Source organism: Acetobacteraceae bacterium (assembly GCA_004843165.1).
Lineage (GTDB): Bacteria > Pseudomonadota > Alphaproteobacteria > Acetobacterales > Acetobacteraceae.
Genome location: CP039459.1, coordinates 163,084 through 189,625 on the forward strand (window position 1 = coordinate 163,084; position 26,542 = coordinate 189,625).

Here is a 26,542-nt window from a genome sequence, read left to right on the forward strand (position 1 = left end):
TGGGGAAAATCATTCCCCATTTTCATAATTTTCTTAGAATAATGTTTTAAAAATGATCTATTTTAACCATTTCCTGCAAAGGTAACTGTGTTAAGCGTAATTGCGGAGATGATGCCGGTTTGCCAATTGCAATCATCATAATGATTGCATATTTCTCCGGGAGATTGATAATTTTTCCAACCTTCTCAAAATCAAATCCCGTCATTGGACATGTTGCAAGCCCAGAAGCCGTTGCTGCCAGCATCACGCCATAAGCGGCCATTGAGGCCGAGCGAAACCCTTCATCCCGTTGCATTTGCGGCTTGTCTTGATAAGAATCAGGGATAAGCTTCTTAATATAAAGATCTTGAAAATCTTTAGGCGCATTTTGAAAAACAGCATCTGGCTTTTGCCAAAATTGAAGATCTGCACAGACAACAATTAGCGCAGAAGATTCTGTGACTTGTTTTTGATCACAAGCTGCTTCTCTAATTTTTTTGCGTTTCTCTGGATCTTTTACGATTAAAAAACGTTCATTTTGCAAGTTAAAAGCTGTCGGTGCGTAGCGTGCTAAATTAAGCAACTGATTCAACGCCTCTGTCTCTAGCTGAAAGGTCGTATCAAAATCACGAACGGAACGACGAGAATGCATTATTTTTTCTAAATTTTGAAACATCTATCTTTCCGATATTAAAAATAACATTCGTTTTAACAGAAAATTTCTCTTTTTTATAACTCAAAAAAGAGGCAATCTTCCTCTCTTGAATAAAGGAGAAATCAGGCATATGATTCCCTTTAAGATCAACTACTTTAGAAAATCTCTCTATTGAGGTTTTTGTTTTTATAAAGAGGTTTCCTTTGTCTAAATCATTCAAAATTCTTTCTGTTGCAGGTGCTTTCCTTCTTGCAGCTCCTCTCGCCTTTGCTGGCATTGCAAATGCTTCTTCCAGTGATAGAGCCCTCAATGACGGCGACCATGAAGTTGCGCCAAAAGTCGGTTGCCATCACGAGCAAGAAAAGCATGCTTTCTTTCATCACGCTTTTGCACATGGCTTTCCAATGAACCCACATGGTTGCTATTATGGTAGCCCATTTCCTTTCTCTCTCGGCTCTAAAGTCGAAGTTAAAGGTGGTCATTTCCTAGAATGCGTGGCTTCCAAAGATGCACCAATTTCTTTCGAGAATCCTCTGCATTGGGAAGCTGTTAAAGGCTTCATGGCAAAATAATCTAAATTTTTAGATTTATTTGCACAAAAATCCTCTGCCTTGGCAGAGGATTTTTTTTGATAATTTCAAACACTCCTTGCATTTCTTTAAAAAGAACCGACCTAAAAGAAAGAAGAAAAACCTCAAATATCTTCAATGTGAAAAGGAAGTTTTAAAATGTCTTCGCAAAAAAATGCTCCAAGTAAATCACCAATACCGGACAAAGCCGAACATAATGCTTTCTTTCCCTCTCCTTTTTCGTTGTCGCAATTTACCGCTTCTAAAACAGATTTTAGTGCAATAGATCATCCTCATATCTATCGTGGAAAAAAGAAAATTTTGATGATCGCAACGCAAGAACGTTATCTTAAAATGAAAGATGGTAAATATTTCTCAACAGGCAATCATCCTGTTGAGATGCTTTTACCCATGCATCATCTTAATCTTGCAGGATTTGAATTTGACATTGCAACGCCTTCTGGTGATCTCGTAAAGCTTGAAAGATGGGCCTTCCCACAAGAAGACAAAGCCATTGCGGAGACTTTTGAAAAATATCGCTCTAAACTCGAAAATCCACTTGATTTACGAGATGTTGCCCAAAATTCTCTTCAAGAGAATTCTCCCTATATTGCCATCTTTATTCCTGGTGGACATGGCGTTTTAAACGATATTCCTACCAATAAAGATGTTTCTAAAATTCTGCATTGGGCTCAAAAAGAACAGCATTTTATCATTTCACTCTGTCATGGACCTGCTGCTTTGTTAGCGGCATCTTCTACACAATCTGAAAATGAATTTCCATTTAAAGGATATGAAATCTGCGTTTTTCCTGATTCATATGATGCAGAAACTTTACCTGAAATTGGCTATCTTCCTTCCCCAACACCATGGCTTGCCGCTGAGAAACTAGAAGCACTTGGCCTCAAAATTCTCAATAAGGATATTACTGGAAAAGTGCATCGTGACCGTAACCTTTTAACAGGTGATAGTCCTTTAGCTTCCAATGCCCTTGGACAGCTTGCAGCAAAAACTTTACTTGCAGAGATAGACGCATAAAAAAGGGAAAGTCTCTTTTTAAACACTTTCCCTTAAATCAATAACACATAAGAAATAGAGATTAATCTCTATTTCTTATTTTATTGGACTATATTTTGATCGCTTTTATCCAGATTAACCTGTTTACAAGAGAAATAGCTTTGAACGCTCGTAATATGGAGTGCAACCCCTTTCCCTGAACGCAAATTTTGATTTCCGGCCTCCGCCACAGACTGACAGCTTTGAGAACTGTTAAACCAATGCGGGCCGGGAATATCATAAATAGCGGTAAATTCTCCCCCAGCGATATGAGAGAGGAGAATTGCTGGAAGAAGGATAAATTTTGCGATCATCTTTTAAAAGCCTTTTATGCCTTACGAACAAATTCAGACTTAAGATCCATATTGCCAATACCCGGAATTTTACAAGCAATATCATGGCCATTTCCGCCATCCGCTAAACGAATATTTTTTACTTTTGTGCCGCCTTTAATAACCTGTGAAGAGCCTTTAATTTTAAGATCTTTGATAACCGTTACGGTATCACCATCATTTAAAACATTTCCAACGGAATCTTTAATAAGATTATCATCCTCCTCAGAAGCAGACATCTCCGGATTCCACTCATGAGAACATTCAGGACAAATCCATAATCCAGATCCATCAGGATAAGCGTGTTCACAAGCACATTTTGGGCAAATAGGGTCTGTCATTCTTAAATTCCTTAATCTCAAAAATAAATATTGAGAATAATAAGCTATTTTCAGCTCATTATTCTCAACAAAATGAAATAAATAAAAATTTCTTATTTATTGTTAGGTGTCCAGCGTAAAACCGCTTCTTTCTCTGTTCGTTTTATTTTCAGCGTCAAACTTTTCTGAGCTGGCTGGTAGCTAAATTTAACTTTCGCATCATTTAGGGTTACCATCTTTGGTTTTGAAATCCCATAAATGGTAATGGCCATTTCTTGCCACCATGGTGCACGATGACCTGTTGGCGCTTCTAAAGTCAACGTCCCCTTTCCATTTGAGCCAGAGATATTACCAGAGAAATTCTGTTTAAAATATTCTCCCTGTTCAAAAGCAAATGTATGTCCGTCATCATCATAAACCGAACCGGATAATCTAGGAGCGGCATAAACTGAAAGTTCCAACGGCCCTGAAGGTTTCTGCGCTGTATTCATCACGAGTGGCTGATGCGGAATAACAGAACCAGCACGAACATAAACAGGCAAATGATCTAATTTAGGAATTTCTTTCAACTTATGAGGAATATTATTTCCCTTAAGTGCAATCGAAATACCACTATTAGCAAATCCTGAAGCTTCCTGCGTATTGGTTACTTTTTTATTTGTCCAATAATCAAACCATTCTCCAGGTGGCAAAATCACATTCCAATTATCAACCTGTTCGACAAAAGGTCTTTTTGCAACAAGCAGATCAGGTCCAAACATAAATTCACCTGGGGCTAAACGATCTAGCGGGTAACCATCTGCGGAAGCGTCGGGATATTGATAAAATAATGCTCGCATCATCGGCTCCCCTGTTTGGGAAGCATTTTCCGCTAACGTATAAATATATGGCATCAGGCGATAACGTTCCTGAATATAACGTTTTCGGATATTTTCCTGTTTTTTTCCATCAACCCAAGGCTCCTGATCACGTGTTGGGCTATCTGAATGATTATCCGCAATTGGGGTAAACATGCCGAGCTCGATCCATTCTGTTAACAGTTCCGGACTTGGGGAACCTGTAAAGCCGCCAATATTTGCACCAACAAAAGGAAAGCCCGAAAGACCTAAACTAATCTGAACAGGTGTACTGAGACGTAAACTATTCCATGTGGAGGAATTATCGCCTGTCCACGTTACGCTATAACGCTGCCCACCAGCATAACTTGCCCGTGTCATCACAAAAGGGCGCTCTGTCGGGTGTAATCTCAAAACGCCATCATGCGTCGCCCGCGCATTTTCCATACCGAAAACATTATGAATTTCTGCATGGGAGGCCTTACGAGGGGTCATATCATCACTTGAAATCTGGTGCACAATATCCAGAGGCATTGTGCCACCTGGCCCATTGAAAACAGATGGCTCATTCATATCATTCCAAAAGCCTGCAACCTCTTTCAAATGAGATTCTGTATATAAATCCCCCCAATACTTACGGGCTTTTGCATCTGTAAAATCTGGGAAAACAGAATCTCCCGGCCAAACTTTTCCGACATATTCACTCCCATCTGGATTATGGGCAAAAACATCTAACATATGTCCTTTGTCATAAGGCATATAATGCGCACTAGAAAGTTTTGCGACATGCAAATCTGTAATGGCAACCGTTTGAATGCCTTCTTTTTTGAGATCAGAAACCATTTTCTCGAAATCAGGAAAGGCCTTACGGTTCACGGTAAAAGGACGTTTTTGATCCTGAAAATCAATATCAAGCCAAATAGCGTCCGCTGGAATATGATCCTTTTGAAATCTTCGAACGATTGATTTTACTTTATTTTCATCCCCATAAGAGTAACGGGATTGATGATAGCCAAAAGCCCATTTTGGAGGTAATGCGGCTTTACCTGTTAAGTCACTATATTGCCGAATAACATCCGCAGGCGTTGGCCCCATCATCACATAATAATCAATAAACCCGCCATCAGCACCAAAGCGCATCTCATTAAGATTGCTAACACCAAAATCAAACACACTGCGAAAAGTATTATCCATAAAGATTCCTGAAGCTTTTCCATGCTCAAAAATCATAAAAAAGGGAATATCTTTGTAAAGCGGTTCTTGGCGTTCTTGAAAGAAATAAGGATCAGTATTCCAGTTTTGATGCACATAACCACGTTGATCCAAGGGGGCATTTTTATCCCCTAAACCAAAAATATGCGCATCTTTATCCAGATTTTTTACCAGTCGAAAACCATCCTTCTCATTTTCAAACGGCTTGCCTTGATCGAGAATAGCTGGCGCATCTTTTACTGGGCGGATATCAACCGCCCCTGTTTTTGAATTTATCGATAGAATACCACCTGGAATCTTTAAACTGAGCTTTGTTTTATCTGTTTGCGCCGCAAAGAGATTTTTACGTATATCAGCAGGAACAGCCCATGATTCATCTGGTGGCAGTTGACCGTTTCGTCCAATACGAACACGAAAAACATTCGCATTTACCGCCTGAACACAAATAACAACTTTATTCTTGCGAACAGTTAAAAGACCAGACTTATTTTCTTCAATGCCAAAAGGCGAAAGATTTGATTGGTGATGTGGAAAAATACCGGATTTTTCTGATTCCTTTAGATGATTTTGGGAGGCAGACGCAGGAAAAACGGTACAAGAAAGCAGTAAAAAACCCGCTGACAAAGAGGAAAATAAGAAAGAAAAATGAAAAAATTTCCCCTGTTTTGTCTTCCGGCAATACATTCTAAAATTCTCCACTATCCATGACGGTCAAAATAACCGAGTTTTTTGATTTCTTCATACAGTGCCCTTTTAGCCTCAAAGGGAAAAGACGTTCTTTGTTAAAAAGTTCAAAAAAATGAATAATCAAAAGGAAACTTACTAATTTTTATTGTTTCCTTTACGATAGAGAGGCAAATATTTTCCCTTTTCAGCCCTTTTTGACGGATATTTCATGAAATTATTCTGTAAAGTTTTTTCCATCAGTCTTGTTTCAGCTTTTTTTGCCTCATCCTGCAGCACATTGATGCCAGAAACAAAAAATCTTCCTCCTGGAGCCGAATGGCAAGAGGCCACACCTCACTTGATTGGAACCTCTCTACCAGACAGCGGAAACCTCTCTTTTAATATTCAAACGCTTGCAGAAAAATCTTTCATTACAGCAGGAAAACCATGGAAAGGATATTATGCTGAAATAGACGTGCGCAAAGCACATTCCCCTAACGGCAAAATACAGACTTGGGTGCCATATAGCTGCTTTTTTTCCAATCTAAAACAGCCTCCAATTTCAGAAATTGCACGTTATAACATTACACCGCCAGCACTTTCTCTTTTTTATACAATATCACCAAAAGACTATCTTTATAATAAAGCCTATAGCAAATCCTCTATTTGGGATATTTTCGGCCATGCAAGGGAAAATGATAGCGAGAGCAATGATTCCAAGCATAACGAAACAACCACACAGGCAAAAATCGCAATGTTTCCTAATACGATCGTTAAAGGAACGTTTGGCTCCCCTAAAACCTATTTGGCATGTAGTGCCGGAAAAATAAGCTAAAGGAGATAGATATTTTAAATTTTTAGAAAGATGGAATGGTGCGCCCTGGTGGATTCGAACCACCGACCCACAGCTTAGAAGGCTGTTGCTCTATCCTGCTGAGCTAAGGGCGCTCAAAAGCCAAGACAAAAATCCTGCGCTAGAAAAACAAAAAGATTCCTAAAAAGGAATCTTCTTTTAAAGAATGGTCGGGGCGAGAGGATTCGAACCTCCGGCCCTCTGCTCCCAAAGCAGATGCGCTACCAGGCTGCGCTACGCCCCGAATTCCTCTCCCTTTTAGTCTTTCTTCGACATACTCGCAAGCGTTTTTCTTTTAAAAAATAAAAAATTCTACAAAAAAGAATTTCTTCTAAAGAGGAAAAGAGATTTTAAATTTTTAGAAAGATGGAATGGTGCGCCCTGGTGGATTCGAACCACCGACCCACAGCTTAGAAGGCTGTTGCTCTATCCTGCTGAGCTAAGGGCGCTCAAAAGCCAAGATAAAAATCCTGCGCTAGAAAAACAAAAAGATTCCTAAAAAGGAATCTTCTTTTAAAGAATGGTCGGGGCGAGAGGATTCGAACCTCCGGCCCTCTGCTCCCAAAGCAGATGCGCTACCAGGCTGCGCTACGCCCCGAATTCCTCTCCCTTTTAGTCTTTCTTCGACATACTCGCAAGTTATTTTTTCGGCTTTTAATGTTTTTTATTCATCTCTTGAAAGCGGTGGCGCAAAAGACGGCGCTGTGTCCCAAGGAAATAAAATCCATGTATCCTGAGGCACTTCACGAATAAAATAATCGGTTAAATCTTTGCCATCCGGTTTTGCATACAGACATGCAAAAGCAGCCTTCGGAAGCATATCGCGTACAAATTTTGCAGTAACCCCTGAATCAACGAGATCATCCACCAAAAGCCAGCCTTCTCCGTCACCACAATCGACAGGTGCTTTTAAAACTTTTGGCTCACCACGTGTTCCTGCCTCATGGGTATAGGTGGCAACAGAAATCGTATCAACGACACGACATCCCAATTCTCTTGCTAAAATAGCTGCTGGAATCAAGCCACCCCGGGTAATTGCAATGAGACCTTTGAATTTATTTGGATACGCTTTCATAAGTCTTTCAGAAAGTGTTCGTGCATCTCTATGAAATTCATCCCAACTGATCGTTAAGTATTTAACTTTATCTGAACTCATTCTGGTGTCCCGTTGCTTGCATTAAGAATATCCTCTCCCCCACATGAAACATCTAATAACTTAATTTTATAAAAAGAAAAATCACAGATATTTAGAAGTTTGGCTTTTCTGCCTTTTTCATCTTTAATTTTTCAATAAAAAGTGCTGGAAACGGCTCAATACCCGTTAATTTTATCATCTGTGACAAATTCATCCTGCGGCAAAAAGATTTTTCACCATTTTCACACATCAGAACCCAAGCCTCTTTCTCTTCAGGTAAATAAATAGCCTTCCACATTGCCGAAGCAATTTTAACCTTTCCAGCACCGATCTCACCCATTGAATGTAAAAAGGCGGAGCCTGTCACGACATAAACCTCACCATCTTTAACAGCATCAGAGCGTGTTTCCTGTTCAATATGCTCCCACGGACCTGAATTCATTTTCCCATTTTGCGGCATGACATTTGTCAAAGCATAGGTCTCATAACGACTTTTCCAGTCGGGCATATCACCACTTGGCGTAAGATGTCCCCTCACCCAGCCTGACTTACGATAATCATTAAGATGCGCCTCTTCATAGGTAGGGATGCGGTGATCCTCATGAAAATTGGCACGCCCATGCAAGGCACGTGCTTTTTCAATTTCTGATCTGGTTAAGTGTTCCGCACTCCAAAGCGGATCATGAAAGTCAAGATTATAGCCAACTGCAAATTCCTCATTACACAGCAAAATAGCCTCTTGTGGTGTTTTAGGCTTCAAGCCACCTAAGAAAAAATTTGGACAACTCTCTGCCATTGAAACAAAAGGAAAAACGAGAAGAATACTGGGAATTAATGCAAATGAATATTTTTTAAAACTCATCTACTGACCGCATTTTCCTGCTGATTGCTCTGTTGAAAATGCCATAAACTTCCATCCTCCTTTGCTAAAAGCTTGAAATAAGCTTTTTCCCCAGTCCCTATATTTTGCGGCAAAATACCCGATTGAATTTTTTTCCAAAGTTCCGGTTCCTGCGCCTCTGTGGAGTGCGCCTCTACCATTCCCTGCACACATTTCCCTGTTGTCTTTAGATCAAAAAAACTATGATCTGACATCGTAACTCTCAAAGTTTCCCCACTACATTTGAAAGATTCACTTTCAGGTACCATCACAATCATAATATCGCCGGGATTTTGGGATAAGGATTGCGGCATTCTGAAAATTTGAACAACGACACGACTTGTTTCTGTAATCGCCTCATAGGCCAATGTCGGGAAGCTACCGCTTTTCACTTTTGTTGCACGAAATACCCATTTTGAAGAAAAAATCTTTTCCTGATTTGGATTTTCTGTTTCAGCAATATTTAGCTTATTTTCATTCTGGAAAGCAGACAGTCCCTGTGTCTCTGTTGATTGCAAAACAAGATAATGGCTATTTTGCCGAATACCGGAAGGCAATGACCCTTTTTGGATTTCCTGCCAAATTTCTTTTGCTTGCTCCTGCGTAGAGTGCAGCTCTATAACTCCCTGTTTACAGGCGGTATCTGTTGGAAATTCAAATAATTTTCCATCCATCATAGCAACAGTTAAAGGCACACCATCACATTGAAATGTCCCTTGTGTCAGAGCGATAACCATCCCATCCCCTTCTTTAATAACAGAAGGCGGCGCTCTATAAATCTGAACACTTGCTTTTATCGTGTTGTCTTGTCCACGCCAGCTCAAAAAAGGAATAGAAAGTCCCTGAACCTGACGCTTTCCAAAATCCCAAGGAGACGACAGTACCATTTGGGCATGCGCCTGTTGCATCCATAAAAACAATATCAGAAAGCAAAATATGGTTTGTTTTATAAACATTCTCTTCCTTTCTATCCGTTACGCAAAAGGAAAAAAATTGGTCACCTCAACAGGCGCTTTTCCCCACTCAACATTATCAAGACTATCTTGATTTAAGGCTGTGGCCTGAATGTACCATCCCTGAATATTTGCAAGCAGCGCCGGATCTGTTTTAGCGGAAGAAACCTTCTGATACCATAAAAGTATTTCTTCTGACTTATGATTAGAATCAAAATATAAACGAACGGCCCGTTTTCCCTCTGAAATCAAAACCGGCAGAGCGCCTACTGCCAGCGTACCAGAAAGTTTAATACTTTCTGTCGGATTTGTGCCGAACTTATGAAAATTTTTACCGCATTTTTCAATTGCAAAAGGGACAGACTGGCCATTATTAAACCACATCAAAAGCGGTGTCTCTTTTGCTGCAGGACATGAAAAAAAATCTTTGTGCAGACGTAGCGCAATCGCCTGACCAACCCCTTCAGCACGTAGTGGCATAACTTCCCAGCGGAGCTTTACCTGTTCCGAAAGTGACATGATCGCTGGGAGCGAATAATCAACCTGCCCTGCAAAATCATTGATTCCATGTTGCCATCCCTCAAGATGAACTTCGGAAACAATCTCAAACTGTTTCCAAAAAGAATCTCCCAAAACTTTGGGCGGTGGTGCCTGAGATTGCGTTTGAAAATGCCTCGCAGAACGATGCTTTTCCAGCTTACTTTCATAACGTGAATAAGAAGACCATAGACCAAAACTAACGACCCAGGCACATAAAGTTAAAGAGGCGAAAATAACCAATAAAAAAGAAAAATAGCCTCTTATTTTTTTGACAGCCATTCTTAACCCCTCTTCATATCCTTACGATTTAACACTTTTTTGCGCTGTTTTTTTTCTTCTTTTACACGTTTTTTATCTAATGCTTCCATTTTCGAAAGAATATGCTTTTGAAGGCTCATATTATTCTGAGGATTGCTTGCCTTTTGATACCAAAGAAGCGCCTCATTTCCTTCCGGCGTTTCATTATAACGCAACCGTAACCCTGCTTTTCCCTGTGAAATCAAAACAGGTAACGCACCCGTCTGAATAATTTTGCTAAGTTTCAGACTCTCATTTTCATCACTAAGGACAGCAAATACTGGGCGATCCACCCATTTTACCTGAGAAAAACCGATAGATTCTCCATTATCGAACCAAAGACGAATAGGCACATTACCTGTCGGATGAAAATCAGCCCGTCCTAAAAATAAAACAACCTGCTGTCCAATCCCAATATGCAGAAGAGGCATTACCTGAAAAACAACAAGTGGATAATCCGCAATAAAATCCAATGAAGGCAAAGAACATCCAACAAGAGATGCAAAATCATTCGCTTTTTCACGCTGCCACTGGGTTTCTTTTGTCCGAAAAATATTAAAACGGCGCCAAAAATTTGAATCTAAACCTTGAGAGGCCTTACTCAACACCTCAGATTCTGATGGCGGCTTTAAAGAAGGCTGTGCTGCATAAAGAGGCGTAACGATTAGAAAGCCACTCAAAAAAGAAAGAGTTACGCCAATCCGTAAGCTTAAAGAGAAATTTTTTAAAAATTTCATTTCCCTTCCCCCATAAGATCTTTATTCACCTTAGGGTTTGTCACCATACGATACCAATTAATGTCACGCACCTCTTTGGGAGCTAGTTGACTTCTGACAATGACACCGAGATTTCCCTGCGACAATAAAACGGGAAGTCCGCCATGATTTGTAATAACAGCGAGTTTTTCTTCATCTTTGGTAGAAGATTGTTGATTCAACACGTTATTTTTATCGCAAACAGGAGGTGTCAAATCAATATATTCTTGCGTACTAAACCACAAACGCAATGATTCGCCGCCACAACTAAAAAAATCTCCACTAATTTGAACCAAAGCTTTCTGAGCAGAGCCGATAGGCGATTTTGAGCTCAAAGAAAGTACCATATCCCCCCCTTGCTCTGAGTGCCATGTTAGCACTGGCAATTTTGATTTTATTTTCACATCCATTTTTTTAGATGGCTTCCCCCAAACCCCTGTCATTTGAGCAAAAATATTCATCTTTCCCAAGGGACTATCTTTGGCAATAAGATCAGGTTCTGGTTTCTCTTTTGGAGATGTTCTGGCCTCATGATGAGGATTTTGTACGTCGCCGTAACTTAAAGAGGGTAAAAAGAAACAAGCGGACAGAAAAAAATAAGGAGATTTTTGCCATATTTTTTTTAACATAAGAGATATTGACCTTTTCTTGCTTCTAAATCTGCTAAAGTAGAGACGAACATTTTTATTTTTATCTATTTCTTCACAAGCTACAAAATATTACTTACATCTTTTAAGGAATTAAATTTTGCGCCACTTCTTTGTCATGAGCGTTTTTCTATGCTTTTAAAATATTTCTCTGCCCACTCCTCCTTAAAGAAACTTGGGTTAAGTGCTCTTGCTCTTTCCTGTTCGCTTTCTTTAACAGGCTGTATGGTTTCCGATCAGGAGAAAGATCCGGGATCTGCACATAATGCCTATTTTAAAAGCCCTGAATTTTTAGCCCTGATTAACGACTCTGTTGGCAAGGAAAATGGCGTTCCTGCAGGTGTTATCCGTGTAAACAAACTCGGTTCCGTCAGTCTAACACGCTTAAGTGAGATTGGAATCAATTTTGGCAAGAACAGTTCAGAACTTATGAGCCGCTATGCGGAACTCGAATTTCAAGGCGATGCACACCAAGGTGGCGTTTTAACCGAAGTTGAAGCTGGTGTTGGCCACGGCCCCATCATTTATTGGGTGCCCGACTCAGAGATCTTGGCGCATCTTTCCAAAGAAGATGAGGCTTCAAGACAAGCGAGTGAAGGTAAAGAAAAGGCACATCCCCGTTTTGGAGATCCTTTCCTTTCCACTTGTGTTGCCCGTGTGACAGCGCAGGGTTTCGAAGAGGAATATCCGTTTGAGGCTTGGCATTATTGTGCCGATCCCAGCACGCCCAAAGACCTTACCCCTCGTGTGAACGGTTTTTTAAGAAAATTGGGGATTAAATAATAATCCCCTTTGTTTCAGCGATTTTTTAAACGATCTCTAAACATTTTTCTTGCTTTTGCCACTTTTGGCGCAACGACAGCAGAACAATATTGATTTTCTGGATTTCGGGCGAAATAATCTTCGTGACTTTCGTCCGCTGGCCAAAAAACAGTTTCATCTTCAATCGCTGTCACAATGGGATTTTCCCACAATTTCTCAGCCTCTAATGTTCTAATAAGTTTTTTGGCAACTTCTTGCTGAGTGTTATTCCCAAAAATAACAGAACGGTATTGGGTGCCGATATCATCGCCCTGGCGGTTTAACTGTGTTGGGTCATGAATGGTAAAGAAAATCCCAATTAAATCCTCATCCGTAATTTTTTTAGGATCATAAACAACTTTTACGACCTCAGTATGACCTGTTGTGCCTGTATAGACCTCTTTATAAGAAGGATTTTCCAATTTCCCCCCAGCAAAACCTGACTGAACAGATTGAACACCCTGCAAATCTTTTAAGATGGCTTCAGCACACCAAAAGCAGCCTGCACCTAGCAAAATAGAAGGTAAATCTGACATATTAAATATCTTTCTTGTATAATTTTTTTTCAATTTCCAAATAGAAAACATTTCTTATATTTTATCAAAGAGCCCATTTTACAATGGTGAAAAAGAAATATTCATTTTTTATAAAAAATGTTACGGATTTCATTTATGCTGAAACTTTCTTAACCTCTTAATTCTTTTGTACTTATGAAAAAATATATTGCCCCTGCCCTGATTTCGTACGGATTTTTGGTATTTTTTCCCCAAAATGCGTCAGCGCAAAGCGCTACAAAAGAACAGAATAATTTTTTTACAGACATCTCTTCCCCACCTTGGGAAGCTATTCACCATTCTGACGCAAAAACACATATTATCAATGCCTGCGCTGCACGTGTGAGTTCCTCCCCCTACCGTCTGGTTTTTGGTGGAAGTAAAACAGGCGTTGAAATGTGGATTTCTAATGATGAATGGTCTTTACCCAGATCTTTTGAAGATTCCATTTCTCTGAAAATTGGCGATTTCACCTTTAAAGGGATGGGATATTACTATGCCAAAAACCGTATTTTTTTACGTCCTTCTCATCAAGAAATGCTTCATATTTTAGAGGCCGTTGAAAAAGGCGGCGTTGCTAAAATAGACATTAAAAATGATGAAAATTTTAATATTCCCCTCTCTCATGGACGACATGTTTTAAAATATTTTAGAAAATGCGTCACCTCGATGGCCTTTGCTGATCTCACAAAAGAAAAACACCGCTAAAAGCAAAAGGCTGAACACAAATTTATGTTCAGCCTTTTGCTTTTTTACGGACGGGAAAGATAATCCCCCACAGCAATCCATTTATATGTTGTCAGCGCCTCTAAACCCATCGGCCCTCTTGCATGAAGTTTTTGCGTGCTAACAGCTACCTCTGCACCAAGACCAAATTGGGCACCATCAGAAAAACGGGTACTGGCATTAACATAGATAGCGGCAGAATCAACTTCCTGCATAAAACGCTCCGCATTGCGAATAGATTGCGTTAAAATAGCATCCGAATGCTGGGTGCCATAATGACGGATATGCGCCAAAGCCTGATCGAAATCATCCACAATTTTAACATTTAAATCCAGAGAAAGAGATTCCTCTGAATATGATTTTTCAGTAACAGGCACTGTTTTAGCAGATGTCTTTTGGAAAAAATTTTCTGCATTTTCATCTAAATGCAAAGTCACTCCGCACTTTTCCATTTTTTCGGCCAAAAGCGGTGCGAATTGTTCAGCAATCTCTCGATGAATCAATAAGGTTTCAAGTGAATTACAGGCACTTGGACGCTGAATTTTTGCATTTTCGATAATGGGCAACGATTTTTCAAGATCAGCCGTTTCATCCATATAAATATGACACACCCCAATCCCGCCCGTAATCACAGGAATTGTAGATTGCTCACGGCATAATTTATGCAAGCCTGCGCCGCCCCGTGGAATCAGCATATCCACATATTTATCAAGCTTTAGAAGCTCAGCAACTAATTTTCGATCCGGATTATCAATCGCCTGCACAGCAGCAATAGGCAGGTTACTGGCCCTGAGTGCCTTTTGAATGACACTTACTGTTGCCGCATTTGTCCGGTAAGTTTCTTTACCGCCTCGCAAAATCACGGCATTACCTGTTTTTAAACATAGCGAAGCCACGTCAACTGTCACATTTGGACGTGCCTCGTAAATAACCCCAACAACACCAAGCGGCACACGACGACGCTCTATTTTTAAACCTGAATCAAGATTCTGACCGTCAATAACCTCCCCAACAGGGTCTGCAAGATTACAAACCTGCCGAACATCCTTTGCGATACCGGAAAGCCGCTCCGGATTGAGACGCAGGCGGTCTTTTAAAGCCTCTGACAAACCATTTTGATCCGCATCTGCCATATCTTGCGCATTCGCCGCTAAAATTTCTTCTGCATTTTCCTCTAAAAAATCTGCAATAGCAGATAAAACCTTATTTTTAGCTTCGCTGCTTAGAGCTGAAAGTTGCCAAGAAGCTTCTTTTGCCGCTTTGCCCATCTCTTCTAAATTTATTACCTTAGACATTGACAGCCTCTCCCTAGCTTATAATCATATCATCTCGATGAATGGCCACCTTGCCATAATCATATCCGAGAATTTCTTTAATATCTTTCGAATGTTTACCTGCCACGCGCCTTAAGCCATCACTGGCATAACAGCTGATCCCGTGGGCAATATCTTTCCCTGAAGAGCTACGAATACGAACCACAACGCCTCTGGAAAAATCACCGTCAACCTTAGTAATTCCTTTCGGCAAGAGCGATTTTCCCTGTTTTAAAATCGCCTCTAAAGCGCCATCATCAATAAAAATATCCCCGGCAGGCGGCGGGCCAAAAAGCCATCTCTTGCGACTTTCAACAGGCACTTTCGGAATATGGAAACGTGTCCCGACAGAACGGCCGGCAACGACATCGCCGATGACCCCTGCCTTACTTCCTGCCGCAATGATGACCTCTGTACCGGCACGATTGGCAATCTGTGCGGCTTGGAGCTTTGTCATCATGCCGCCTGTTCCCAAGCCTGAAATGCTGTCTCCCGCCATTTCCCTTAATTTATCATCAACTTCATCAACTTCTTCAATCAAGGTTGCGTCCGGATTTTTACGGGGATCAGCAGAAAATAGCCCTTCTTGATCTGTGAGAAGAAGGAGTTTGTCAGCATCAGCTAAAATCGCCACCAAAGAGGAAAGATTATCATTGTCCCCGACTTTAATTTCTTCCGTTGCGACCGCATCATTTTCATTAATAATCGGAATAATGCCATTATCAAGGAGCGCATCCAGCGTATCTCTCGCATTGAGAAAACGCTCACGATCCTCCATATCGGCACGAGTCAAAAGCATCTGCCCGATATTGATTCCGTAAATGGAAAATAATTTTTCCCAAAATCCCATCAAACGGATTTGCCCGACAGCAGCTAAAAGACGCTTAGTACCAAATCCTTTTTGGAAGCCTTGATCTTTCAGGGTTTCACGTCCTGCGGCAACACCTCCGGAGGTCACAATGACAATCCGATGCCCTGCTTTATGCAGCGGTGCGCATTCCCGAACAATTTCAAGAATATGGGCATGATTGAGACAAGAAGATCCGCCGGTCAAGACAGAAGTTCCTAATTTAATGACGAGAGTCTGCTTGCCGTTTTTCATATTATCCCCAGAAAAGATGCTTTGTTTTTTAAAAGAGAATCTGGGCATAACATAGCGGATTTTTCTGATTTAAAAAACATCCGCTAAAAGCAAAATCATTTGATTTTATAAGGAAAAATGGTGGACGCAACAGGGATTGAACCTGTGACCCCTGCCGTGTGAAGGCAGTGCTCTACCGCTGAGCTATGCGTCCTCATCTCGATCTTTTTTTAAGAGAGAATTTATAGGTTGCTTTTATCAGTTGAATACCGAAAAAAGCAAGCGCTTTTTCCATAAAAAGAGGCGACATCCGAAGATATCGCCCCTCTTTTTGAAATCAAGTTTCTGAAAACGGGTTATTGCTTTCCATTTTCAAGTTCTTTGACAAGGCGCTCCTCGCCATAGACTTTACTTAAAGCCTCCGTGATCGCCCCAGTATCGACGGAAACCGCACGATTGACCTTACCATCATAATAGTAATCGCCAACCAAGCCCTCTAAATTCCCATCAAAGATCAAGCCGACGGCATTGCCGTTTTTATCAATCAAGGGTGAACCTGAATTTCCACCAATAATGTCGTTGGTCGAAACCAAATTTACCGGCACATTGCCACTCAAATGCGATTTTGCTTTCACCCAAGATTCCGGCAGTTTATAAGGTTCCTCGCCTGTCGCATGGGTATATAGACCTGAAATATGCGTAAAGGCCGGCACTTCTTTACCCTGCGCATTTATCCAGCCTTGGACTTTCCCATAAGAAAGACGTGGCGAGAAAGTGGCATCCGGATAGAGATTATCTTCTTTTTTCAAAGCTTTTGCCTGTGCAAAACGTGCCTTTCCGATAATTTCCCCGACTTTCCGTGAAGGAATTTCGATCTTATTCCGGGATTGCGTTTTAAACGCATGATAAGCAGGATAAATTCGCCGTGCATACGCAATCAAAGGATCTTTTGAAGACTCAATCGCCTTTTGTCCGCCTTCATAAAGCGCCCGGCGCATTTTCGCATCGCCAAGTTTTGTTCCTGAAATGAGATTTTTTGCCAATTTATCAGGATTATCCTTCCCCAATAAAAGCTGTGGCAGATCTGCATTTGGCCCTAAAAGCTGACGCCCATAGGTTAAATCCAAAGCGAGATTAGCTGTTTCAAATTCAGGATAGAAAGGTTTCTGTGCGAGCAAATTCGCCTCTAAAACCGGTAATTCACTATCATGGAAACCTGCCTCACGTTCCGCATCCGGTTTTGCACGTTGTGCTGCACTTTCCACCAAAGAGAGTGCCTCATGCAAAGCCCCGCTTCTTGTCGTTATAGCCCAAATAAAAATCTCATCACCGGATTTTGCCTGTTCCGCGATAATCTCTTTAATCTTATCGAAAGGCTTACCGTAGGCTTTGACACGCTCCGGCGAAGCCGCAATCCATTTTTGAAGATCTGCATCCTCTTTGGCACGCCCCGCGACAAATTTCTCATCAATCAGAGCATTTCTTGTACCGCTAATGGCTTTAAGAGAATTTAAGATAAAGAATAAATTATCTTGAGACTGAACACGATGTTCTGCACTCTCATTCCCATATTGCCACAACATGCCCTGTTTTAAATTAAGATAATTTAACAAACGTGGATTATTCACATCACGCTCATATTTTAATTGATCGGCGCTATATTCACGTTGTGTATGACCGGGATTGCCGGAAGTGAAGAGAAGGTCACCTGTCTTTGGCCCTTTTGGATCAAATTTAAGATATTCCGTGTGTACAGGCTTGCCATTCTCATAGGCCCGCAGGAAGGAGTAATCGAGATCATATCGTGGGAAGGTGAAATTATCGGGATCTCCACCAAAATTCGCAATGGCCTGCTCTGGGGAAGTCACCAAGCGAATATCATTATAACGGCGGTAACGATAAAGCGCTGTCTGGCCGCCATGATAAAGCGTCACAACATCACAGCGCCATTTTTCCTTTTCACCGCCAACACAGGCTTTGGTTGCCTCGGCCTTATAGGCTTCAAGCGCCTTATTATAGGCATCCCCTTCTTTGCCCTTCGTGATTTCAGCAACTTTATCTGAAATATCGGTGATTTGATCCAGACGATCGACTTCCAAAGCAGGACATTGGCGCTCATCAGCATTCTTTTTCGCAGAAAAACCGTCCGTGAAATAATCATGCTTTTTATCAGAAATATCACCTAAGCACGGCACAGCACAATGATGATTTGTCATCACCAGCCCATCACCGGAGACAAAAGAGGCAGAACAGCCAATCGAAAGACGGGCAGAAGATTTCGTTAAATGGTCAATCCATGCCTTATCGGGGGAAAAGCCATACTGCGCCTTTAACTGAGCAAAGGGCAAATGGTCGAATGTCCACATCCCCTCCTCGGCATGTACTGTGCCAAAAGCGCCTAAGAGACCAGTAGATAGAAAAGACGCCCCTAAAAGCGTTGTAAGAAAGCGCCGTTTTAAAGGAACGGAGATAAACGACATCTAATTTCCCCTCATAATAGAATCGTAATCATAAATATAGCTTACGCCCAGCGTTACAGATAATTTTAATGAGGGGAAGGAAATGGCTCAATTATTTTTGAAAAAGATTATTAAAATGCCAAGCAAGATATTCTTTTTGTTTTGAATTCAGCGACTTTCTCAATTTATGTGGCAAATGGAAGTTTAATTTATCCCTATCTGCTTGCTCAAGACTTGGGGAAATTTTCATATTACCCTCATCTGAAAAGGTTATCAGACCTTTATCAAACAAAGCATCCAAATCTGCTCTCAAGAGCAAACCATTATTTACATCATTATGTTCGCCTGGGTTACACTTTGAATGTGGCTTAATATGAGAAGCACGTAAAACTTCCCTTTTAAAGATGCCTGAAACAGCACACGCATTATCCCAAACTTTTTCTAAATCTTCTCGGTACTTAGCTTGCCCTCTTCTTACTTTAATAAGAGCTTCTTTAAAGATCGAAACCTCTTTAGTAGATAACTGATTTAAACAATCATGATCTTCTTCAGTTAAACATTTATCTTCAAAAAAATCATCTTGGCTAGATATGCTGTTTTTAGGATTTTTATTAAAAGAAATATTCTCTTTTAACTCCCAAAATTTTCTTGGTTTTGTCCTTTTACTTTTTGATAAATCAACGCCTATTCTCTTACAAAATTCTCCATACCTTTTTTCCATCTCTAAATCTGGTGTACAGTCTTTTTTGAAGATTTTTGAAATTCTTTTGGTCGTTACTCCACCATCTCCGCGCACATCAGGATTATACAGTTCAGGGAAATGCTCCCTAATAGAGTTAGGCTTACCATTACGATAATAACCTACAAACCTTGATGGAGAGAAAAAATCTAATCCATCAATTTTTATTACCACAAAATTTTCACCACTTTTAATTGCTTTCTTCGCTCGATCATTTTCTTTTAAATCTGATAATGATCTAAATAAAGATTCAATATTCTTAATCAATTGCTCTTCTTTTTCTATCAATTCTAAAGACACAATAAAGATTTCCTTAATGTTTAGGCCTACATGTTTACTTAAGAGAGAATTAGTGTATGTATTCGCTCTCACCTGTTTTTTTAATCATTCAATGTAAAATCAATAGAATGTAAGATCAATAGTCAGCGTATGGCCATACTCTGTCACAGGCACACCATTTTTAACGCTTGGCTGGTATCTTGCACGAGCCAAGAAATCCATCGCACTAACAATAAACTCTGGTCCCCCTATATGTGAAACAATTTTACAATTTTCAGTTTTCCCAGAAGGTAAAATATCACAAGAAGCCACAACCTTACCCTCACGGTTATTATCTTCTGCATTTAGAGGATATTCTGGATCAGCACCATTGATTGGCACAGCACCTGCGGCGCGATCATTTAATTTTTTAGTAGGTGGTGAACCTTTTGTAGGTTAGTAGCCTCTTTCTTGCATGAAACAAACTTTAAATAGCGCCAGCGTGAGAATTCTTTATCCACTGCTCCTGATATAAAGGCACAAGTGTTTTTGTACTCGCCCTCATCTTGATTTATCCATTTTGTTGTTATCTTGATTTTACCCCAGGGCAATTGCCTTCCCTTAAAAGGCTTTGTACTCTCTACTATGGGAGAATAAGAAATATTTACGAGTTTCCATCCAACGCCAAGATTTATATTCCTATTAACAAAAGAAGATTTCTTTAATTTTTTACTAAAGTTATCAAACAAACTTGAATAAATAGAATTCTCTGACATTTCGTCAGGTGAAACTTCCTGCACGTATGCATGTACGTAAAACGGCGTAAAAAGCTCTAAGCTTTGCTAATAAATAAAAATATACTTTAAATTTTTTCATTTTATTTCCGATTTATTTTTGCAAATTGATTTTAAGCTATCAGCTGGTAATTGCTTTAAGGCATCCTGAAGTTTTTTCTTCATTATTGTTGGCGCATCAGAAGCATTAATATGCGTCTCAATCAGCATTTGAATCTGTGAAACATCAAATTTAATAGAAATCACATTTAATTCAGCGCTTAATCCACCATCTTCTGAAAGATAATCAATGCCTTTTGGAGTAAGCTCGGCATAGCCACCAAATAGAAACTTTCCATCATTGGCTCTGTGCATCTCTACCTCAATGAGAGAATTTTCTTTTAAATAATACAGATTAGCGCAAATGGTATCCCCATCCATATCCAAAGCTTCAAATAATTTACTTCCGTATAGAGGCTGATACTGATAGCGATGTAAAAAATTTAAGATTTCCATCCATTTATTACGAGATATAACAGGATTTATTGCTTCATCTTTTAACATTTTAAAATCCCTACAATGAAATTCACTTTAAAACCCAAACATATGATCTAGGGAGAAGCGATCTTTTTCTCCTTGGATGCCGTGGTAACCAAAGAGGCGGACGGTTTTATCTCTGATAATAATATATCCCGCCTCCCCTGCTGTTTTTAGCTTTTCGCCAAAGATTTTATCCGGACAGATCAAGAAAGAGCCATTCGGATTTAGGCTAATTTCTTTCTCAGCGATTTCCTTGCCTGTTTCATCATATAGGAGCAGGCTCGTTTCAGATTTGAAGTTCCCTTTTCCTGAGCAGGGATAGATAAGCCAGCAAAAGCTTCTCAGATTTTCTTTTGCCGTTTCAAAGCCGAGTTTCAAGAAAATCCGTGTGCTTAGCCCGGGAGCTGGCCCTGCGTAAGATTGTGGTTCATTCCGCCAGACCATTTGCGTATTATAAACATGGCCGCCAAAGCTCGTTTCCGCCATATGTCCTGTTTTTTTATGCTTAAAGCGGATCGTTGCATGGAGCCACCCATCAGGCTCACCACCTTCTTTTAAATCATAAAATAGATCGCCGTGCCCTGCTTTTTGTGCCCATTCATGTAAAGGAAAAGCATCCTCAAAATCCCTTGGAAGATTACCTAGGAAATGCTTAGAACTTTCTTGCCCTTCATGATCGAACAAAGCCACGCTTAAAGGTAAGGATTTTACCTTTTCAGACATAGCGCTGGGCTGTAACCAGGTTTCATATTCTTCGGGATCTAAAATCGGGAATGGCAGGATAAAGCCTCTACCCACTTCTTTCGGCGGTTCGCCAATATTTTTTTCCGGGATTAAATCGTGACGCTCAACATTTAAATGCGCAATGCGTGTTTTCTCACCTTTAATGATTTCATAGCGTGGGCGAACAACATAATGCCCACCCTTCATTTCAAATTGTGCCGGCCATTTTACCTCTGGGAACAATTCACCAATATCCAAAGCCTTTGTCGCGTAGGGTTCAAGCTCCCCAATGAATTTCATCGCCTCACGATGTCCTATCGGACAAAAGCCAATCCCGCCTTTTAGGATTTTGATTGCATGGCTGTTCTGTATCCAGACAATCAGCTTTTCATCTTTATCGGGCGCAGGCAATGAGGCAAAATAATTTGAAGGCCAGCTATTGGCATCATGCGTCACCGATAAAGAAGGGTTTTTTCCCTTTCCCCACACATCCAGCGCATATTTGAGCACATCATGCCCAGCGGCACCTTGAACATGGATAAAAAGCTGTCCTGTAAAATTTGGAAGATTAAAATGCTCTTTAATTTCCCGACTATCTATCACAACACCTGCATTCGGTGCTTCTGGCGTTTCAATCCAGTCTTTTAAGATCGTCCCATCCTCTGCAAACAGACGACACCAATAGGCAATTTCCTGTCCGCCATAGCCAGGCCAATAATTGGCTGTCGTTAATCTGGTATGAAATTTGCCATCTTCTCGAAAAAAGGCAAAATTTGTCACAAAATTGCATTTATCAAGATAAGGACGGCCTGCTCTTAAAAATTCTTGTGGCAGGCGTGCCTGACCGAGATCATAAATTTCCCAGCCCTTTAGAAAATTTCCGAGACGGGCTTTAACCTTCTCTTTATCAAAATCCAACACCAACAAAGGACGCTTTACTTGCTGATTGATTTCGAAAAGGGGAAGTAACTGACCACCCTGTCCATCCTCTTTGCCAATTTCCGCAATCTCCTGCGTAAAGATTTTTGCTGGTGAAAAATTTGGATAGATTGCTTTTAAATCCGAAAAATAGCCATGCGGATCAAAAAGGTAGAAAATTTGATCTTTAAAGAACGCCTCAAGCTCAAATAAAGCAGACGTTGCAAGCGGATGGGTCAGCGCCTTATAGAGAATATTACCGCCTTTAGGGCCAAAAGTCTGAAGGTGAAGCATTTTTTTATTTCCTAAAATCTATTTCATGCTTTCCATCAGTCTTTGAGAGACTTTTAAAGGCGAAACCGTTTTTTAACTTCTCTAACCGCTTTCTCTCCTGCATCAAGCGGCTGAAATATATTCGGCTTCATATCGGACGTGAAAGCTTGCGCCCGCCCTGTACTAAACAGCAATTTATGAAATTTTTCCAGTTTTTTGCTCTGTCCTTTGAGGGGAAAAACGCCTAAAGCCGCTGTCGTTGCCGCTGCCTCGGAAAGCATCGAAACGCTGTCCCCCGTCACGCATAAAATATCTGCACAAGCCAGAACGCCTTTATAGGGATTTTCTGTTTTTCCTTCCCAAAATGACACCGGTAAATTTTGTAACTGCGCCTTTAAAATTTCTAAGATTTTTTCATCCGTTCGCCGTGAACGAAGAATGAAGGCCTGTCCATTATTTTTTTCTAAAAAACCTCTGATCTCTTCGGCTAATTTTTGTGCCTCTGCTGCGCCGAATTTATAGCGTCCATTATTTCCGCCCAAAAGAACCCCTAAAAAAGGCGCTTTTTGCATGGGATTAAGAAGCACCTGCCATTTGTTTTTTTCGTTTTCTAAAATCTCGCTCGTAATGCCGTGAAGGGCCGTTGGCAAAGAAAGAATATTTTTACCCGCAACGCCGTCATGCTCACAGGTGATGATAAAATGATAGCGGAAGAAACTGGCTCTGGGATTTTGAATTTGGATAATTGGCAAATGATAAGCATGGGCTAAAAGTGCGCCGACCCATCCGCCCACGCCACCCACAGAAATAATCATTGCTGTTTCTTTTGGCAGAACCGGGAGTTTCTTCTTTAAAAAGAGTAATGTCAGGGGCAAGGGTAAATGCCGTAAGAGAAAAAGGCTTAATCTGGAAAAATTTCGTTGAACAGGATAGAATTGTCCTTTCCAGCCGAGACGCCCCGATAAACCAAAGAGTTGCGCTCGCATTCCGGCAAAATCTTCTCCGACCAAAGCGGCCAGAAGCCTTTTGTTCTTCCCCATATATCCCCCTTTTTCTTCTGACTCAATATTGCGCTTATGACTTTAAAAATAAATAAAAAAAACAACTCTCATACAACGACTCTTTCCTTTAAGGCGTTTAACCTTTCCCCTGCGCTTACGGATGCGTTGGAGAAAAATAAATTTGAGCATCCCTCCAATACGCAGGCGGAATTATTACCCTCTCTTTTGAAAAATCATCGTGCTTTGCTCCAAGCGCCAACAGGCACCGGAAAAACACTGACTTTTCTTTTACCGGGGATTGAGCATCTTCTTAAATTTTATACTGAAGACTGCCATACCTATGCAGAAGACGCCCCTTTATTCCTCATCGTCTCTCCAACACGGGAGCTTGTGCGGCAAACAGGCACAACATTAAAAAAGCTCTGTAAGGATTTAAATTTAAATGTCTTGATTTCTTTCGCAGGAAGTCTCGCCCCAAAAGAATTTCCGATTTCAGAAGCGGATATTATTGTTGCAACTCCCGGACGGATTCTAAACCTCTTAGAAAAAGGGACAATTTCCGGATCACGCCTTTCCTTTATCGTTTTGGATGAGGCCGATCGGCTTTTCTCATCAGAATTTATAGATGAGACCTATATTCTTCACAGTTTCTTAGCAGAGAATGTCTCCATTTTTTGCGCCTCAGCAACTTTTTCACCTGAAGTCAAAAAAGAGATTAAAAATCTTTTTGGAGAAATGAAATTTTTCACGCTCAACGAAGCGGAAAAAGAAAAGAAGCTTCCCCCCATTCGCCAGCAGGCAGTGATCCTTGGTACAAAGCGCGAGAAATTTCCATTGCTTCTTGAGCAAGCCGCGCAAAAACAGCTCCCTAGAGGAACTGTCATTTTTGCCAATACACGCAAAGAAACAGAAGAAATTTTTAAAGAATTACACAAAATTTCTGATGATAAAGCACAGCCTGTTCTTCTCCATGGCGGTCTGACAGAGGGACAGCGTAAGAACGCTATGAAGATTTTTGAAAATGGCAAAGCCTCTTGGCTCATTACAACCGATGTCACCGCAAGAGGGTTAAATCTTTCGAAAGTGACGTTGATTTTAAATTATGATCTGCCGCACATTATTGATGCCTATATTCACCGGATTGGCAGAACAGGACGTGCTGGCAAAAGGGGCGAAAGCATTTCCTTTATCGCCCCTGAGGATCGTAAAACCCTTCTCGAACTAGAAAGAACGCTCGCCCAGCGCATTCGAGCCATTACGCCGGAACAATTTTCACAAGAAATGAAGAAGCTTACCAAATAAAGGCGCTCCTTCATCCTCTACTTTCTTAGCCCCAAGGTCTCGAATAAATTGGGAATCTCCGTGTAAGTTCACTCACTTCCTTACGGATTTTCCCAATCACGGAATCCTTATGACGCCCTTCGGTCAGAGCCTCATCAATCCATTTTGCAATTTGTGTAAATTCTTCAACACCAAAACCTCTTGTCGTCGCCGCCGGGCTTCCAAGACGAATACCCGAAGTAATCATTGGCTTTTGCGGGTCAAAAGGAATCGCATTTTTATTTACTGTTAACCCTGCTTTTCCAAGCAAATCCTCAGCCTCTTTACCTGTGATTCCTTTTGGACGAAGATCAACAAGCAATAGATGCGTATCTGTTCCCCCTGTCACCAAATCAAACCCTGCCGCAATTAAACCGTCTGCCAAGGCTTTGGCATTGTCCAAAACTTGCTGCTGATATTCTTTAAAAGAAGGCTTAAGAGCCTCACCAAAAGTAACAGCCTTCCCTGCAATCGCATGGAGCAATGGCCCGCCTTGAAGACCCGGAAAAACAGCAGAATTCATTTTTTTAGCAAGATCTGCATTATTCGTAAGGACAATACCGCCACGCGCGCCACGTAATGTTTTATGCGTTGTCGAAGTTACAATATCAGCATATTCCAGCGGATTTGGATAAAGTCCCGCAGCAACCAAACCTGCAAAATGGGCCATATCGACCATTAGAAAGGCCCCGACCTCATCGGCAATTTTACGAAAACGCTTAAAATCAATCACTCTGGCATAGGCAGACCCACCGGCAATAATTAGTCCCGGACGTTCGGCACGTGCCTTTGACTCCAGCTCTTCATAATCAAGGGTTCCATCTTCTTCTTTCACACCATAGCTAATCGCCTCAAACCATTTTCCAGAAAAATTAGGTTTTGCCCCATGAGTTAAATGTCCACCGGCGTTCAAAGACATACCAAGAACTTTATCCCCCGGTTTTAAGGTCACCATATAGGCCGCCATATTCGCTGCGGAACCACAATGCGGTTGCACATTGACATAATCAGCTTTGAAAAGTTTTTTTAGACGCTCTCTTGCTAAATTCTCTAAAAGATCAGCCGCCTCGCATCCGCCATAATAGCGGCGTTCCGGTAACCCCTCGGCATATTTATTGGTAAAAACAGAGCCTTGCGCCTCCAAAACCGCACGGGAGACCATATTTTCAGAAGCAATAAGCTCAATGCCATCCTGCTGACGATGCAGTTCCTGAAGGATAATATCGCTAATTTCTGAATCTTCTGCTCTTAAAGAACCTTCAAAGAAAGTCTGGCATTCGGGGGTGGAAACATTGGTCATAAGATAAGCGCATCCTTCAGCAATGACAAAGAAATCTATAAGCAAGATATATTCTTTTATGTTACAAGATGATGCTCT

The 26,542-nt window shown here is 40.9% G+C and carries 27 protein-coding genes and 5 tRNA genes; 6 read left to right on the forward strand and 26 right to left on the reverse strand.

The window, feature by feature from the left end; all coding sequences use genetic code 11:
• Positions 1-46: 46 nt before the first annotated feature.
• Entirely contained in the window at positions 47-631 is a 585-nt protein-coding gene (locus tag FAI41_00770; protein ID QCE33745.1) for a nitroreductase family protein, read from the reverse strand.
• A 206-nt stretch (positions 632-837) separates the two neighbouring features.
• On the opposite strand from FAI41_00770, the gene FAI41_00775 reads away from it, so the two are divergent.
• Positions 838-1,206 (forward strand): hypothetical protein, encoded by a 369-nt coding sequence (locus tag FAI41_00775; GenBank protein ID QCE32236.1) that lies wholly within the window; start codon positions 838-840, stop codon positions 1,204-1,206.
• Positions 1,207-1,362: 156 nt separating this feature from the next.
• Entirely contained in the window at positions 1,363-2,241 is an 879-nt protein-coding gene (hchA, locus tag FAI41_00780) for a protein deglycase HchA (protein QCE32237.1), read from the forward strand.
• Positions 2,242-2,321: 80 nt separating this feature from the next.
• Here hchA and FAI41_00785 read toward each other — a convergent pair whose 3' ends face one another.
• The 3 genes from FAI41_00785 to FAI41_00795 form a co-directional block, all read right to left on the reverse strand.
• Positions 2,322-2,573, reverse strand: a complete 252-nt coding sequence (locus FAI41_00785; GenBank protein ID QCE32238.1) for a hypothetical protein — start codon at positions 2,571-2,573, stop codon at positions 2,322-2,324.
• Positions 2,574-2,587: 14 nt separating this feature from the next.
• Complete coding sequence (locus FAI41_00790) at positions 2,588-2,932, reverse strand: alkylphosphonate utilization protein (protein ID QCE32239.1); 345 nt, start codon at positions 2,930-2,932, stop codon at positions 2,588-2,590.
• Between the two features lie 92 nt (positions 2,933-3,024).
• On the reverse strand, positions 3,025-5,643 hold the full coding sequence (locus tag FAI41_00795; GenBank protein ID QCE32240.1) for a DUF5110 domain-containing protein: 2,619 nt from the start codon (positions 5,641-5,643) through the stop codon (positions 3,025-3,027).
• Positions 5,644-5,854: 211 nt separating this feature from the next.
• Here FAI41_00795 and FAI41_00800 point away from each other — a divergent pair, with 211 nt between their 5' ends.
• Complete coding sequence (locus FAI41_00800; protein QCE32241.1) at positions 5,855-6,460, forward strand: hypothetical protein; 606 nt, start codon at positions 5,855-5,857, stop codon at positions 6,458-6,460.
• Between the two features lie 36 nt (positions 6,461-6,496).
• On the opposite strand, the gene FAI41_00805 is transcribed toward FAI41_00800, so the two are convergent.
• The 10 genes from FAI41_00805 to FAI41_00850 form a co-directional block, all read right to left on the reverse strand.
• Positions 6,497-6,573, reverse strand: a tRNA-Arg gene (locus tag FAI41_00805).
• A 72-nt stretch (positions 6,574-6,645) separates the two neighbouring features.
• Positions 6,646-6,722: transfer RNA gene (locus tag FAI41_00810), tRNA-Pro, on the reverse strand.
• 128 nt (positions 6,723-6,850) lie between these two features.
• Positions 6,851-6,927: transfer RNA gene (locus tag FAI41_00815), tRNA-Arg, on the reverse strand.
• A 72-nt stretch (positions 6,928-6,999) separates the two neighbouring features.
• A tRNA-Pro gene (locus FAI41_00820) sits at positions 7,000-7,076 on the reverse strand.
• A 66-nt stretch (positions 7,077-7,142) separates the two neighbouring features.
• Positions 7,143-7,634 carry a xanthine phosphoribosyltransferase gene (locus FAI41_00825; GenBank protein QCE32242.1) on the reverse strand — a complete coding sequence of 164 codons (492 nt, stop codon included), beginning with the start codon at positions 7,632-7,634 and terminating at the stop codon, positions 7,143-7,145.
• A gap of 91 nt (positions 7,635-7,725) precedes the next feature.
• On the reverse strand, positions 7,726-8,475 hold the full coding sequence (locus tag FAI41_00830) for a DNA/RNA non-specific endonuclease (protein QCE32243.1): 750 nt from the start codon (positions 8,473-8,475) through the stop codon (positions 7,726-7,728).
• Entirely contained in the window at positions 8,472-9,449 is a 978-nt protein-coding gene (locus FAI41_00835) for a hypothetical protein (GenBank protein ID QCE32244.1), read from the reverse strand. Before FAI41_00835 ends, FAI41_00830 begins: the two co-directional genes overlap by 4 nt.
• 18 nt (positions 9,450-9,467) lie before the next feature.
• Positions 9,468-10,265 (reverse strand): hypothetical protein, encoded by a 798-nt coding sequence (locus FAI41_00840; protein ID QCE32245.1) that lies wholly within the window; start codon positions 10,263-10,265, stop codon positions 9,468-9,470.
• Positions 10,266-10,267: 2 nt separating this feature from the next.
• Entirely contained in the window at positions 10,268-11,020 is a 753-nt protein-coding gene (locus tag FAI41_00845) for a hypothetical protein (protein QCE32246.1), read from the reverse strand.
• Positions 11,017-11,667, reverse strand: coding sequence for a hypothetical protein (locus FAI41_00850; protein ID QCE32247.1), 651 nt, complete (start codon positions 11,665-11,667; stop codon positions 11,017-11,019). Before FAI41_00850 ends, FAI41_00845 begins: the two co-directional genes overlap by 4 nt.
• A gap of 150 nt (positions 11,668-11,817) precedes the next feature.
• Here FAI41_00850 and FAI41_00855 point away from each other — a divergent pair, with 150 nt between their 5' ends.
• The gene (locus FAI41_00855) at positions 11,818-12,468 is read left to right on the forward strand and encodes a hypothetical protein (protein QCE32248.1); all 651 of its coding nucleotides are present in this window, start codon (positions 11,818-11,820) and stop codon (positions 12,466-12,468) included.
• Positions 12,469-12,482: 14 nt separating this feature from the next.
• Here the strand turns inward: FAI41_00855 and msrA are convergent, their stop codons facing one another.
• The gene (gene msrA / locus FAI41_00860) at positions 12,483-13,022 is read right to left on the reverse strand and encodes a peptide-methionine (S)-S-oxide reductase MsrA (protein QCE32249.1); all 540 of its coding nucleotides are present in this window, start codon (positions 13,020-13,022) and stop codon (positions 12,483-12,485) included.
• Positions 13,023-13,238: 216 nt separating this feature from the next.
• Between msrA and FAI41_00865 the strand changes: the two genes are divergently transcribed.
• Complete coding sequence (locus tag FAI41_00865) at positions 13,239-13,748, forward strand: hypothetical protein (GenBank protein ID QCE32250.1); 510 nt, start codon at positions 13,239-13,241, stop codon at positions 13,746-13,748.
• A gap of 44 nt (positions 13,749-13,792) precedes the next feature.
• On the opposite strand, the gene proA is transcribed toward FAI41_00865, so the two are convergent.
• The 10 genes from proA to FAI41_00915 all read right to left on the reverse strand — a co-directional run bounded on the left by proA (position 13,793) and on the right by FAI41_00915 (position 23,883).
• On the reverse strand, positions 13,793-15,034 hold the full coding sequence (proA, locus tag FAI41_00870; protein QCE33746.1) for a glutamate-5-semialdehyde dehydrogenase: 1,242 nt from the start codon (positions 15,032-15,034) through the stop codon (positions 13,793-13,795).
• 40 nt (positions 15,035-15,074) lie between these two features.
• Positions 15,075-16,229 carry a glutamate 5-kinase gene (proB, locus tag FAI41_00875; GenBank protein ID QCE32251.1) on the reverse strand — a complete coding sequence of 385 codons (1,155 nt, stop codon included), beginning with the start codon at positions 16,227-16,229 and terminating at the stop codon, positions 15,075-15,077.
• Between the two features lie 70 nt (positions 16,230-16,299).
• A tRNA-Val gene (locus FAI41_00880) sits at positions 16,300-16,374 on the reverse strand.
• Between the two features lie 142 nt (positions 16,375-16,516).
• Positions 16,517-18,640: a S46 family peptidase gene (locus tag FAI41_00885; protein QCE32252.1), complete on the reverse strand. Its 2,124-nt coding sequence runs from the start codon at positions 18,638-18,640 to the stop codon at positions 16,517-16,519.
• A gap of 91 nt (positions 18,641-18,731) precedes the next feature.
• On the reverse strand, positions 18,732-19,340 hold the full coding sequence (locus FAI41_00890; GenBank protein ID QCE33747.1) for an HNH endonuclease: 609 nt from the start codon (positions 19,338-19,340) through the stop codon (positions 18,732-18,734).
• 417 nt (positions 19,341-19,757) lie between these two features.
• The gene (locus FAI41_00895; protein QCE32253.1) at positions 19,758-20,018 is read right to left on the reverse strand and encodes an energy transducer TonB; all 261 of its coding nucleotides are present in this window, start codon (positions 20,016-20,018) and stop codon (positions 19,758-19,760) included.
• Positions 20,019-20,038: 20 nt separating this feature from the next.
• Positions 20,039-20,392 carry a colanic acid biosynthesis glycosyltransferase WcaL gene (locus FAI41_00900; protein ID QCE32254.1) on the reverse strand — a complete coding sequence of 118 codons (354 nt, stop codon included), beginning with the start codon at positions 20,390-20,392 and terminating at the stop codon, positions 20,039-20,041.
• A gap of 96 nt (positions 20,393-20,488) precedes the next feature.
• Positions 20,489-20,953 (reverse strand): hypothetical protein, encoded by a 465-nt coding sequence (locus FAI41_00905; GenBank protein ID QCE32255.1) that lies wholly within the window; start codon positions 20,951-20,953, stop codon positions 20,489-20,491.
• Positions 20,954-20,980: 27 nt separating this feature from the next.
• Positions 20,981-22,864 (reverse strand): hypothetical protein, encoded by a 1,884-nt coding sequence (locus FAI41_00910; protein QCE32256.1) that lies wholly within the window; start codon positions 22,862-22,864, stop codon positions 20,981-20,983.
• Positions 22,865-22,917: 53 nt separating this feature from the next.
• Positions 22,918-23,883, reverse strand: coding sequence for a hypothetical protein (locus FAI41_00915; GenBank protein QCE32257.1), 966 nt, complete (start codon positions 23,881-23,883; stop codon positions 22,918-22,920).
• 36 nt (positions 23,884-23,919) lie between these two features.
• Here FAI41_00915 and FAI41_00920 point away from each other — a divergent pair, with 36 nt between their 5' ends.
• Positions 23,920-25,146: a DEAD/DEAH box helicase gene (locus tag FAI41_00920; GenBank protein QCE32258.1), complete on the forward strand. Its 1,227-nt coding sequence runs from the start codon at positions 23,920-23,922 to the stop codon at positions 25,144-25,146.
• A 25-nt stretch (positions 25,147-25,171) separates the two neighbouring features.
• Here FAI41_00920 and FAI41_00925 read toward each other — a convergent pair whose 3' ends face one another.
• The gene (locus FAI41_00925) at positions 25,172-26,464 is read right to left on the reverse strand and encodes a serine hydroxymethyltransferase (protein QCE33748.1); all 1,293 of its coding nucleotides are present in this window, start codon (positions 26,462-26,464) and stop codon (positions 25,172-25,174) included.
• Positions 26,465-26,542 lie beyond the last annotated feature (78 nt).